This window comes from Sporolactobacillus sp. Y61, assembly GCF_040529185.1.
Classification (GTDB): domain Bacteria; phylum Bacillota; class Bacilli; order Bacillales; family Sporolactobacillaceae; genus Sporolactobacillus.
On sequence record NZ_CP159510.1, the window covers coordinates 1,462,837 to 1,475,045 of the forward strand.

The 12,209-nt window shown below is 47.2% G+C and carries 11 protein-coding genes and 1 pseudogene; 8 read left to right on the forward strand and 4 right to left on the reverse strand.

Going from position 1 to position 12,209, the window contains the following annotated elements:
* Positions 1-32: 32 nt before the first annotated feature.
* The 5 genes from ABNN70_RS07035 (at position 33) to ABNN70_RS07055 (ending at position 5,209) form a co-directional block, all read left to right on the forward strand.
* Positions 33-1,343 (forward strand): transposase family protein, encoded by a 1,311-nt coding sequence (locus ABNN70_RS07035; protein ID WP_353949259.1) that lies wholly within the window; start codon positions 33-35, stop codon positions 1,341-1,343.
* Positions 1,344-1,590: 247 nt separating this feature from the next.
* The gene (locus ABNN70_RS07040) at positions 1,591-1,980 is read left to right on the forward strand and encodes an AEC family transporter (RefSeq protein WP_353949260.1); all 390 of its coding nucleotides are present in this window, start codon (positions 1,591-1,593) and stop codon (positions 1,978-1,980) included.
* Positions 1,959-2,498, forward strand: coding sequence for an AEC family transporter (locus ABNN70_RS07045; protein ID WP_353949261.1), 540 nt, complete (start codon positions 1,959-1,961; stop codon positions 2,496-2,498). The genes ABNN70_RS07040 and ABNN70_RS07045 overlap by 22 nt, the downstream gene beginning before the upstream one ends.
* A gap of 37 nt (positions 2,499-2,535) precedes the next feature.
* Positions 2,536-3,276: a YdcF family protein gene (locus ABNN70_RS07050; protein WP_353949262.1), complete on the forward strand. Its 741-nt coding sequence runs from the start codon at positions 2,536-2,538 to the stop codon at positions 3,274-3,276.
* A 265-nt stretch (positions 3,277-3,541) separates the two neighbouring features.
* A complete protein-coding gene (locus ABNN70_RS07055) occupies positions 3,542-5,209 on the forward strand; it encodes an RNA-guided endonuclease TnpB family protein (protein WP_353949263.1) in 1,668 nt (555 codons plus the stop codon).
* On the opposite strand, the gene ABNN70_RS07060 is transcribed toward ABNN70_RS07055, so the two are convergent.
* Positions 5,193-5,651 carry an alpha/beta hydrolase-fold protein gene (locus ABNN70_RS07060; RefSeq protein ID WP_353949264.1) on the reverse strand — a complete coding sequence of 153 codons (459 nt, stop codon included), beginning with the start codon at positions 5,649-5,651 and terminating at the stop codon, positions 5,193-5,195. The genes ABNN70_RS07055 and ABNN70_RS07060 overlap by 17 nt on opposite strands.
* Before the next feature lie 443 nt (positions 5,652-6,094).
* A complete protein-coding gene (locus tag ABNN70_RS07065) occupies positions 6,095-7,336 on the reverse strand; it encodes an RNA-guided endonuclease TnpB family protein (protein WP_129930062.1) in 1,242 nt (413 codons plus the stop codon).
* 389 nt (positions 7,337-7,725) lie between these two features.
* On the opposite strand from ABNN70_RS07065, the pseudogene ABNN70_RS07070 reads away from it, so the two are divergent.
* A pseudogene (locus tag ABNN70_RS07070) lies at positions 7,726-8,648 on the forward strand (DUF1861 family protein).
* A gap of 202 nt (positions 8,649-8,850) precedes the next feature.
* Here ABNN70_RS07070 and ABNN70_RS07075 read toward each other — a convergent pair.
* Positions 8,851-9,489 carry a DUF421 domain-containing protein gene (locus ABNN70_RS07075; RefSeq protein WP_353949265.1) on the reverse strand — a complete coding sequence of 213 codons (639 nt, stop codon included), beginning with the start codon at positions 9,487-9,489 and terminating at the stop codon, positions 8,851-8,853.
* A 221-nt stretch (positions 9,490-9,710) separates the two neighbouring features.
* On the opposite strand from ABNN70_RS07075, the gene ABNN70_RS07080 reads away from it, so the two are divergent.
* Positions 9,711-10,676 carry a phosphoglycerate dehydrogenase gene (locus ABNN70_RS07080; RefSeq protein ID WP_353949266.1) on the forward strand — a complete coding sequence of 322 codons (966 nt, stop codon included), beginning with the start codon at positions 9,711-9,713 and terminating at the stop codon, positions 10,674-10,676.
* A gap of 18 nt (positions 10,677-10,694) precedes the next feature.
* Complete coding sequence (locus ABNN70_RS07085) at positions 10,695-11,735, forward strand: dipeptidase (protein WP_129930066.1); 1,041 nt, start codon at positions 10,695-10,697, stop codon at positions 11,733-11,735.
* A gap of 201 nt (positions 11,736-11,936) precedes the next feature.
* Here ABNN70_RS07085 and ABNN70_RS07090 read toward each other — a convergent pair whose 3' ends face one another.
* Positions 11,937-12,200, reverse strand: coding sequence for a hypothetical protein (locus ABNN70_RS07090; protein ID WP_353949267.1), 264 nt, complete (start codon positions 12,198-12,200; stop codon positions 11,937-11,939).
* Positions 12,201-12,209 lie beyond the last annotated feature (9 nt).

A 12,209-nucleotide genomic window follows, 5' to 3' on the forward strand; every position in this document is an offset into this window, starting at 1 on the left:
CCATAATAGTGCTATTTTTTTAGGAGGTTCTTATGATTACACGGAAAGAGAAACGAGAGCAGGAGAAGAACGTCAATTATTTTCTCGAGTTTCAGAAAATATGCCGTCATTTCTTTAAAGGATTCACCAACAGGCTCAGAAAGGTCAAAGATCCGAGACATCAGAGTTATGTCACCTATGATTCAGACTTGATGCTCTGGATGATGATCCTGAAAAATGTCTGTCAGTTCACCAGCATGCGCAGCCTGAGCAACGGACTTAATCGTGAAGAATGTATCGATAACCTGCAAAAGATGCTCGCTACTCAAGAGCTTCATGAACTGCCCCACTATGACACGATCAACGATTTCCTGTCGCGGCTTGATCCGAAGGAGCTGGAAAACATTCGCATCGGTTTAATCCGGGAGCTCCTCAAAAAGCGGTGTTTTGAGGCCGAACGGATCGAGGGGAAGTATTGGGGGATTATCATTGATGGGACCGGGCTTTTCCACTTTAACAAGAAGCATTGTGCACATTGCCTGAAACGCGAACATACCCACAAAAAGACCGGAGAAACCTGGACGGATTACCAGCATCACGTTCTGGAAGCCAAACTGGTCGTTGGGGACATGGTGCTGAGTATCGACTCGGAATTTATAGAGAACGAGCACGAGGACGTGACCAAACAGGACTGTGAACGTCGTGCCTTCGAGCGCCTGAGCACCCGATTGAAAGCAACCTTCAAGCGTCTGCCCATCTGTATCCTGGCGGATAGCCTATATGCGTGTGAATCCGTCTTTCAGCGATGTGAGGCTAACCGCTGGAAATACATGTTTCGCTTCAAAGCAGGCAGTATTCCGAGTGTGGCGCAGGAATTCGAGGCGCTGAAAGCGCTGAAGTATCGGGGACAATCTGCAACGACCTACTGGGTGAATGATATCGCCTACCAGGAAAGAAAACTAAATGCCCTGGAGGCTACGGTTCAGGAAAAAGAAAAAGCGCACACCTTTCTGTTTCTGACCAATCTGCCTATCACGGAGAAGAAGGCAGAGGCGTTGGTAGCAGTTGGGCGAAGGCGCTGGAAGATTGAAAATCAGGGGTTTAATCGACAAAAGCACGTACAGTACGCCATTCAACACGTGAACAGCCAGAATCATCAGGCGATGAAGATTCACTATCTTCTTACACAGATTGCGGATATTTTGATGCAGTTATATGAAAAGGGGTCAAAGCTGCTCCGTACGCAAAAAAAGACGGCAAAAGAAATATCCTCAGCCCTGTTAGAAGCGATTCGGACACGCAGATTAACAGAGGAGGATATGGCTAGCCTGGTGAAACCGATGCAAGTCCGGTTCACCGGGTAAGAACAGTATATCAGAAAGGGGAATGCAAGGCAAAGCTACAGTCAAAAAAAATTAAAAAAGGCCATCAAAATTTGGCTTGTCCCTTTTTCAAAAAAAGCGGAAAAGCAGAAATGGAAATATATGTAAAATCAGATCAACTATTCGCATGACACGGAGGGCCTCACAAAAATTTACTCCTCAGAGCTGCGCCGGATGACATCTTATTGACGAATTTTTCTGATTGAAGCATGATAAGGCTATAACTCTGTTGGAGGGACCTCTGATTTTACAATTTGTTGACGTGATTCTGCCGGTCTTTATGATCTTTCTGAGCGGTTACCTGGTTCAGAAAATTTTCAGGCTGGATATTAAACCGATTTCGACGGTTGCCGTCTATCTGCTTCTGCCTTTTCTGGTATTCGACACCTTTTACACAACGCCGCTTAATATGAGCTTTTTCTATATTACGGTCACATCGACTCTGATTATGGTGCTGCTGATCCTGATCGGCGTCATTGTGTGCCGGCTGTTTCGTTATGAAAAAGCGGAGACGAACGCCTTTCTTCTGTCGACGATTTTTCCCAACAGCGGCAATTACGGCATCCCGATCATTCTGTTTGCCTTCGGGAAAGCCGGGTGGCCTATGCCCTGCCGCTGATGGTTTTTCATGCGATTCTGATGGGCGTTGTCGGGATCTATATTGCGGCAAACGGGCGGGGCGGCGCGAAGACCGCTTTACAGACGGTGCTGAAACAGCCGATGAACTATGCCATTATCCCAGCTATTCTCTTGCAGGAGCTTCATATCCGGATTCCCGGTAATTTTATGGAAAGCATCCAGATGATCAGTAATACGTCGATCCCGCTTATTATGATCATTCTCGGGATGCAGCTGGCAAATGTGGAAGTGCGGCGGATGAACTGGGGCGGGATCAGTCTGGTTACCGTCGTCCGTTTGATTGTCTCACCTCTGATTGCTTATGCGGTTTGTCTGTTTTTCCCAATCAGTACCTTACTCACAAACGTGATTATTGTTATGGCGGCGATGCCGAGTGCGGCAAATACGACGCTTTACGCGATTCAGTTCAACGCAAAGCCGCAGTTCGTCTCCAGCTGTACATTGATCACGACACTGGCCAGTATGGTCACACTGGCAGTTTTACTAAATGTATTATAACTAAGAGAAATAAAAAGCTGAAACTGAGGAGCAGATAATGGAATATGTTATAAAATTTATCTACGGTTTTATCCTGCCGCCCGGCTTATTCATCACTTTACTGTTTGTGATGGGTATCCGGCTGTTCAGGCGCAGGCGGAAACTTGCTTATCTGCTTTTGGGGCTTGGGCTGCTCCAGTATCTTGCGTTCATCCCGCTGACGGGCATTCTTCTGCTTCATCCGCTGGAGAACCGTTACGCGCAGCCGGCTCACCCGGATGGTGACGTGATTGTGATGCTGGGCGGCGGGGCGACGCTTGGCACGCCTGACCTGAACGGGACCGGGAATTTAGGAGGAGATGCGGCGAACAGGCTGATCACCATCGTCCGGCTGTACCGCGAAACCGGCCTGCCGGTCATCCTCTCGGGCGGGAAGGTTTACTCCGACAGCGGGACAGAAGCAGAGATCGGCAGGCGGCAGCTGATCGCGATGGGTGTTCCGTCTCAGAAAATTATTCCCGAAAACCAAAGCATTACCACCAGAACGAATGCGGAAAACATAAAGCGTATTCTCAGGCAGCAGGCATTCCGTCATCCGATTCTGGTAACTTCCGCTTATCATATGCCGCGGGCGGTACAGAATTTCAGTAAGCTGGATGTGTCCGTTCAGCCGTACCCGACCGGTTACCTCGTCAGCAGGCAGCTGAAGATTTACCCCGGACAGTTTGTACCGGGAAGCGGCCGGGAGACCTTTGTAGCGCTGAAAGAATACGTCGGGCTGCTGGCGTCGTTATTGTAAGCAGGTGGAAAGTCAGGAGAGCGGCAGTCTTTTTCTGCCGTTCTTTTTTCTGAGGCGTTCAGGAACAATCCATTCAGGGACCGACTTTTTACCTGTTTTCATTAAAACAGATATGTCATACTTGAATAATAGGGATTAAGCTTATAAACAAAAAATAATTTCTTTTATCATAATCTCAGTGAGAATACTGATTGACCGAAAGGGAACGTTTGTTCTATAATAAACGAAAGAATCTTTTAAAAAGCTTAGAAAGGAGGTCTCCTTCATGGCCACCCAAAGTAAAAAGAAAAAAACGAAAAGCAAAAAAACCGTAACAAAAAACGTCTTTCTTTACGGTCACCCGACAAAGGTGAAACAAGACCTTTTACAAACCACGCAAAAAGCATATGTTCATCAAATCAACCACTTCATCAACGTTTTGATGGCTGATCTGCCCAAGTATCTCCTTATTCTTTTGATCAATGATAAAAAGAATACCAAAATCGGGCAACTTGAAAAAGAACATCGCACGTCTTTAGGCTCAGCGTATGGGCAAAATGCGGTGCGACACGCCATCACCGAACTGCACAATCATTTGATCCGGCAAAAGAATAAACTCTATGGCTGGATGCAAAGTCATGAGCCGGATCTTTTGCCTTATGCCCGTTTCATTTCATTACTGCATGCATCTGTCCTTGACGAAGATGAGCTCACTATTATCAAAACCCTCATTCAAAGAGAGCAGGGCAAAGACAAGCCAGACGCGGAGAAACTCGCTGCGTATACCGACGTTTTCAATGAACTTTCTACTGTAACCAGCGAGCAGCGGGCAGAGAATCGGGCCATCGTGCGTGCTCTATACCTTGAACGCTTAGAAAACACGCGCCTGCCTTTTGTGAAAAAAGCACCGCTGCAGCTGGATGCACGGCTTGCCACCTTAGAAGAGGCGAAAAATATCAGATCGTCTTATGTCTTATCTGTTAAACTTACAGGAAGCAAACAACGCGTACTTTTCCCAGTCAACACGAGTCGGAACGGGAGGCGTCGCCTCGCTCAATATAAAACAGGTGGCATGACAGCGACCTGGGAGCAGGGAAAAATCCGTGTCGGCGTCCCCATAAAAAAGAACATCACGAAGCAAAAATGGACAGAAAAAGTGGGTGCGGATGCCGGGATTAACGATTTGTTTCATTCCAGCACCGGCCACGCCTATGGCAGCTTTTCCGGGAGGGTCAAACAGTTCGAAGAACTTTTGGAAACCAAGACCGGGCATCGGTCATCCCTGCGCAACGTGATGAAACGCTATCAAAAAGAGCTCAAAAAGACCGATGACTTGTGGCAACAATCCTTCCTGCGTACCAAAATTGCACACATAGCGAAAACCTTAAATGGCAGGAAGTCGCTTCAAAAAGTTCAGCGTCGTTACAGACACCAGAGAGATTTAGCAATGCACGAGGCGGTGAATCAGCTTTTTGAAGAGGTCAGGCAAGACCATCTCGTTTTGGTTCTTGAAGATCTGGAGTTCACAAACTTTGACCGAGGCAAAAAAGCCAATAAAAGAAACAGTTCCTGGATCCGAGGTCAGTTGTTTCAAAAGATCACTGAACGTCTCAATTGGCACGGCATGCCTTATGTCACGGTGGATCCAGCTTATACCTCACAGATGTGCCATGCCTGCGGTCATCTGGATAAAGCAAGTCGAAGCGGCAAATCGTTTGTCTGTACCGTGTGCGGACACAGCGATGATGCCGATCATAACGCAGCCCTGAACATTAAAGACCGTGCGGATGACGCTGAGATTAAAGAGATCGCAGAAAAGTATCCATACAACACAAAGAAGCGTCATCAAGCCATAAAAGAACGCATTGAAGAACGTTACCGCAGTCAGCATCCTAAAAGCCGCTCCGGCAGTCTAAAGGTGTTGACCACAGGAACCTCTAACCTCGCTGTTTAAGTGAGGGACAAGCTTCGAGTTGATGATCTCTCAAATGAGAGATCCGCTCGCCGAAGGTGCTTTCCATCCTGATCGGAGACTCTTGTTTTGTAAAAAGAACTTGGGTTTTTGAGTAGGGAAAAGAAGCCTGCCACTTTAGTGGCAGGAGGTTCACTTTTTCCGGAAGTTCTTTCGTCAGATACGTCCAGTAATGGTTACCGAAAGCCATATCCGTATAGAAACTGCGATGCACGTCAGGCATGATAATGAGAAACGGGCGGTTTTCTGCATAGCGCAACACGGATGAATGCATCAGCCAGGTACTGGAGTCATCTGAGAGTCCGTGCAATAGATAAAGCACGGCCAGTGGATGATCTTTCTGCAACTTATCCGGAATGATGATGTTCACCGTTGTGTCGAGCTGAAGCGTTTCCGAATAGAATCGGGTCGTCATAAGTGCCATATGTATCCCTCCACTTAAACTGAAACAGGGTCCATCTGCTTCTTCTTACTATATTTTACTATATTGTAAGATACCCGCACGATCAATAACAAATGAGTACGAAAGCAACAGAAGGGCTTGTATACAAAAATTTTGAAAGGCAATCCATTCATTCGGTATTTTTCAAAAGGCTGTGAAAAACGTCGTCTTAATTAGTGATGTAAGCGCTATTGTAATGAGAATTGATCAGAGGATCAATGACCCTCGACTGAAGTCGAAGGCTTGCAACTGCCTCAGTGGTACAAACGTCATGCAACAGAGGCATGCTCCCACTCTTTTTGTGAGCGTGATCGCTCACCGGCGTCGCATCATCAAGCTTGGGGTTTTCACCAAAGCCTGTCCCAGCCCGCTGGGATCGGATGATTGACAGCACCCGTTTTGCTGGCAGGTTTACCCGCCAACCATTAGTCTTTTTCAAAATGCGGAGCAGCGACTCCACTGACGTATTGTGTCCCGAGTAACTGAATGTTCATCGCGCCAATGCGATCGTCATTACTGCGGGTGCCACAGTTTTCGCAAACGTACTCGTGCGTTTCGTGGCGACGATGATCTTTATTAATCTTTCCGCATTTGGGACATCGCTGGCTCGTATAATGAGCATCCACTTTAATGACTTCACTTTGGTTTAAACGGGCCTTATAGGTTAAAAACTGTTCCAGTTGATAGAATGCCCACGACACCTGTTCGTAGCGACGATCTTTGGACACCTTTTCGGTCGCAAAACGTACGCCGGTTAAGTCTTCCAGTGTAAACAAGGTATTTGCTCCGTAATGGGCGACGAGTGCCTTTGAAATCTGATGGTTGATGTCTGCCATCCAACGTTTTTCTCGCTGTCCGATCTTTCGGAGTCGGCGTTTCGCTGAGTATGTGCCTTTAGCCTGAAGCTGCCCCCTAAGTTTTTTATACTTGCTGCGCGTGTGCATGATTTCTTTACCGTTGATAAAAAGCGTTTTTCCCTTTTCATCGTAACCGGTAACAAGAAAACGGAGGCCCCGGTCAAGACCTGCCACGTGCTTGACGTTTTGCGTCTCAAAGTCGGGTACTTCTTTGGTTGCTCCGATATGCAGGAAAAATTTTCCCCGCCTTTGAACAAGTTTAGCTGTGCCAAGCTTCCAGTCCTGGTTAAGGTACTGTTTAAATCCTTTCGTACTATATGAGACCTTGATGCGTTTGCCCATGGTGTTTAGAGACAGCGTGCCGTCCGAGAGGAAACTGTAATCCCGGTTAAAAACCAGATCGGCTTGCGGACGGGCAAACTGGATGGGTTTCCACAAATGGTCCAGGGTTTTGCAGGTAAACACAGGGATGGGGTGCCCTTTTGTATCCAGCAAGGGGTTCCCATTGGTATTTAATTTCCAGCCGTTTTGCACACGCTCATGGGAAAGCTGCGTGCGAACCGAGCGATAGCGGGCTAACACAGTCAGCAGGACGGACTGAGCTGCCTGGGATTTGAGTGCATAATCGCGACGCAGTTTATTGTAAAGCCGGTCGTGCAGTTGTACCTGATTCAGCCTAAAGTGATGATCAAAATAATAATGAGAGACCTCGTTACAGGCGTTGCGATAGATCATCATTAATGTTTTAAGCCTTTCTGCCTGGTCGCTTGTTACTTTGAGTTTCAGTTTTAAACTAAGCCCGATATTCACCATGATCACCTCTTTTCTATCACTCTATTATAGACCTGCTTCATAGAAATATTAACCATTTGAGGGTTTATTTGTAAGACAAGCAGTAGACTTTTTTTATGTAAAAACAACTTGCTGAAACGTCAATTCCTTTCGGTTATTAATAACCGAGTTTCTTTGACTGGCAAGTTTTATGAAAAAAAAGAAAAGGCAGGCGCTTATCTATGAGTGTGTCTTAGTTAGGATTAGAGAAAAAAGTTATTATTGTGACAGGTGGTGCGGATGGTACCGGGCGGAGATGGATAGTCACGTGAAAAAATGCTGAGTCTATTTCTTGACATCCATCTCAACAGGTTTATACTTCTGTCTCTTAGAGGAATACAATTACAATAAACTCGGGAGGACCGTGGATGATTCAGGGAACAGAATGCAGGACGCTGTTGAAGAAGTATTACAGAGAAAGAAAACCTGCCCGCTTTGTTGAGAAACTGAAGTTTTCCGGTGTCGGAGATAAGGATGTCTATAATATTACGGCTCCATTTCATGATGAAGGGAAGGTGATCATCGCCGGGCGGGTGGAGTCCAGAGACTCTGAGGTGTCCGTCACCACCTTTTTTGAAAAAAAGGATGGGGTCTGGCGTCTGATGAAGGATATGCCGGCTTTTCCATTGCAGGATCCGTTTATGACGCGTATTGACGGCCTGCTTGTGCTCGGCGGTGTTCACGTTTACAGAAAAGACAGTGGCGAGACGACCTGGCGTACGGAACTTTATAAGGGGAAGACAGTGAAGACACTTGAACCGTTCTTTAATGGTCCGGAGGGCATGAAGGATCTGCGGCTTGCACAGATGCCCGACGGAATCATTCTTGTTCTCACCCGGCCGCAGGGTGAAAAGGGCGGCCGGGGAAGATCGGCTTCTTTCGGATTCCGGACCTGAATGATCTGACAGTGAAAATGATTGAGGACGCACCGATGCTCGAAGGCCATTTTGCCGAAGGAGAGTGGGGCGGAGCCAATGATATTCATCCGCTGAAAAATGGCCATGCCGGCATACTCGGACATGTGGCCTGTTTTGATGAAAAAGGCGACAGACATTATTATCCGATGGTCTTTACCCTTGATCCGCAGACCGGCAATTATACGCCGGTTGAAATCATTGCGACGCGGGCTGACTTTATCGATGGACCGGCAAAGCGACCTGACCTTAAAGATATCGTCTTCAGCGGGGGCGGAATTCGTGGAAATTCTCAGTTTGTTCTGTATGCAGGAACAAGTGATACGGAAGCGCAGCGCATGGTGATTGAGGATCCTTTTGAAAAATACGACAAGTAAGCGGCTTCACCCTTATCGAAGGTATATGAAAAATCCGCTGATCACGCTAAAAAGATCATGATGACGCGCCCGGTCCGTCGCCCGCCGCGCGGAACGGGATATCGATGAGATGCTGTGGATTCTGATCTTTACCCGGGCCTGCCCCCGGGCTTTTCTATGGGATCAGAAGGTCAGTCCTCAGGCGTGATGCGATAGCACGCTCTTAAGCTTCATGGTTTTTCGGAACAACAAACAGTCCGCGCTCCGACCATTCCGCGCCGAAAATATCATTCCTGCTGATGTTTTTTTCCTTCAGCAGGTCGGTGAGCCACTGCTCATCCTTATCGATAAATTTCAGGTTATCGGTGATCACCTGGCCATTTGAAATCACTACGACAGGCAGATCAGCCCCATCGCTTTTAATTACAGTCAGCTGTCCGCTTGGTTCAAGCTGGGCATACTTCAAATCACGCAGGGAGAAAATACCGCGCATGCGTAGCATCGTTGTAAAGTCAGAGATATCCAGATTGGTTTGGTTGAAATTTTTCACAATAAACTTTCTGTTAACTACCAGCGGGATGACCTCACCGGCAACGATCCGGCGCACGTCCAGATTTCTCATCTTCAGAAAACGGGCGACGGTCATCATCGCGCTCCACAGAAGAATCACAATGAGAAACTGTGGGATCCGGATATCGGGATTGTAGATAATACCTCCGATGATCGCTCCCAGAACCAGGTTTCCGATCAAATCAACCGGTGACATCTGAGAAAGCTGTGTTTTGCCTGATACATTCAAAAAGATAAGCAGACAAATAAAACCAATCAGCAACTTCAGTCCGATTTCTAAAATATCTTGCATGCTCTACCGCCTTATACTAAGAGAGACTTTGAAAACAGGATGTCTCACCTCTCCTGAAAAAATACCCCTTACCAGGAAAAGGGAGGAAGATCTTCCGGCAACAGATCTGTTTCGCATCCGCATGAATACGCGCAGCCGTTTATGGTGACTCCTGTAGAAGGATGTTATATAATTTTTGAAGAACATAGGACAGCCCGCTGAAGAAGGAAGGTGACCTGCAGGTGAAAATCCTGTTTTGTGTAGGCAAATCGTATTACCCGATCCATCAGGACATGGTACGTCAGCTGGAGGCAGCCGGGGCAGATGTCTGCTGCCTGATGTACGATGAGGCACAGGATAAGCAGAAGATCATTCATGCGATTCATGATGCTGAAATTTATATCACAGCCGTATCTCCCGCGGACCGGGAAGTCATCGATGCGGCACCGCAGTTAAAATATATCCTGAAGACAGGGACAGGACTGGATAATGTGGCTATCGAGTATGCGACGGAAAAAGGAATCTGCGTGAGCAACGCTCCAGGAGAAAACGCCATTTCCGTTGCCGAGCTGGCGATCGGGCTGATGGTTTCCATATCAAGGATGATCCCGCAGCTGGACCGGCGGACGAAGGATGGCCACTGGAATCACAGCAATGGATTTGAATGTTACGGAAAAACGCTCGGGATTATCGGATTCGGTGCTATCGGACAGAGAATCGCGCGGATGGCGTCGGCTTTCAGCATGAAGCTGATGACCTATGGGGTTCATAAGGACTTTGATCAAGCGGCGGAAATCGGCGCTACCTTCGTCGATCTGGATCACCTCCTTGCAGAATCCGATTATATTGTGATCAGTACATCTCTGAAAAAAACAAATTTTCATATGATTGATGCAGGGGCACTGGAAAAAATGAAGCAGACTGCCTTCCTGATCAATGTTTCACGCGGGGCGCTGATCGATGAACCGGCCCTTCTGGATGCCCTGAAAAAAAAGAAGATTGCCGGGGCGGCACTCGATGTTTTTGAATCGGAGCCGCCGGTGCCCCCTCTTCCGCACCTCGAGAATCTGATTGCAACGCCTCATATCGGCGGAACAACCCAGGAAAGTATCTGGCGTGTCGCTCAGGTAACGATTGAAAATGTACGCCGGTTTATCCGCCATGAATTGCCGACCCATGTTGTGAATCGAGTGGACACGTTCAAATAATAAGCGGGAGGGACTTTTATGACCGAAACCCTTGAGGAGCACGTAAAACGCCTGCAACATCAATTCATCACAGTGGACGCTCATTTTGATCTGTTAATGGAAGTCGATCTTCGGCGAAAGCTGGGCTACAGAAAGGTGATTGAGACGGAGTTTCTCCCGGGGATCAGAGCCGGCGGTGTTGATGTACTGGTCTGCTCCCTGTTCATATCCAGCCAGTATCTTCCTGAAATGGGGCTGAAGAAAGCGCTCGATCAGGTGAGCGCGCTGTACTCGGAAATGAAGGAATCGCCGGATAAACTGCAGCTGTGCACAACCTTTAACGAAATCGTTACTGCCCGGGCGGCGGGAAAACTGGCTATTCTTCTATCGTTTGAAGGCGTAGACCCGCTGACCAATGATCTCGATCTGCTGCAGATTTTCTACAGGCTGGGGGTGCGTTTTGTCGGACTGACCTGGAGCCGGCGCAATGAAGCAGCAGACGGCTGCCATTTCGCCGATGTTGACGAGGGACAGCAGGGCGGCCTGACTGAATTCGGTGTCCGCCTGATCGAGCAGGCCCAGAACATGTCTATGATTCTCGATGTCAGCCATCTGAACGATGCGGGATTCGCGGATGTGCTCAGTCGCGCTAAGACGCCCGTCATCGCTTCACATTCCAATGCCAGGCGGATAGCTTCATCAAAACGTAATCTGACAGATCAGCAGATCCGCGCACTGGCCGAGACAGGCGGAGTCATTGGAATGAACGGCTGTAATATGTTTGTTTCTGACAAATATGAAGAAGGCGATGTCGCCCATTTAATCAATCACTTGGATTACATGGTTCAACTGGTCGGTGCCGAGCATGTGGGTATCGGTCTGGATATCTGTCATTCGATGACGGATATCCCGCTGAAACCTGCCGGACATACCGGACCGGACAACTTTGACATTATCCGCAGCCACAGAGATTTTCCTCTTATTATTGAAGAACTGATTAAAAGGGGTTATCCGGACAATCAGATCGGTATGATCCTTGGCGGGAACTTTATGAATCTGTACAAAAAAGTTTTGAAATGAAAGAGTCTGAGGATTTTATGCATGATGATGGAAACCCGGCAGGTGATTCTTATGTCAGCCTGCCGGGTTTAATCATTCAGAGGAGCCTGTTTGCCATTATGGCAGGAAGGCCGTGTTACAGTAAATAATGATCTGACAATTACAGAAAATGCTACTTCAAACGCAGATACCATAGTGACAACTCTTTCATCATAGTAATCATCAGATACCACTGTCTTTACCTTCATTCTTTTTCTCTATTCTTTTCATCAATTTGAAAATAACAGGTGAAAAAACAATGAGAATAATTAATGTCGCCCAGGGATCAGGTACGTTGATAATACTATGGGAAGTTCCGTTATACCCTGCAAAAAAGATAGTCATTATGACTAATGTTAAATATCCATACTTCAAATATGGATTTTTAAAAAGTGGAGCGGCGGAAATAAAGGCCAAAAGCAACATAAGAAAAACAAAATAGTACACGAATAAACA

What these genes read in the sequence shown, in the direction of transcription:
- ABNN70_RS07035 (WP_353949259.1), top strand. Translation starts at nt 33, where the DNA reads ATGATTACACGGAAAGAGAAACGAGAGCAGGAGAAGAACGTCAATTAT.
- ABNN70_RS07050 (WP_353949262.1), top strand. Translation starts at nt 2,536, where the DNA reads ATGGAATATGTTATAAAATTTATCTACGGTTTTATCCTGCCGCCCGGC.
- ABNN70_RS07055 (WP_353949263.1), top strand. Translation starts at nt 3,542, where the DNA reads ATGGCCACCCAAAGTAAAAAGAAAAAAACGAAAAGCAAAAAAACCGTA.
- ABNN70_RS07060 (WP_353949264.1), bottom strand. Translation starts at nt 5,651, where the DNA reads ATGGCACTTATGACGACCCGATTCTATTCGGAAACGCTTCAGCTCGAC.
- ABNN70_RS07075 (WP_353949265.1), bottom strand. Translation starts at nt 9,489, where the DNA reads ATGCAAGATATTTTAGAAATCGGACTGAAGTTGCTGATTGGTTTTATT.
- ABNN70_RS07085 (WP_129930066.1), top strand. Translation starts at nt 10,695, where the DNA reads ATGACCGAAACCCTTGAGGAGCACGTAAAACGCCTGCAACATCAATTC.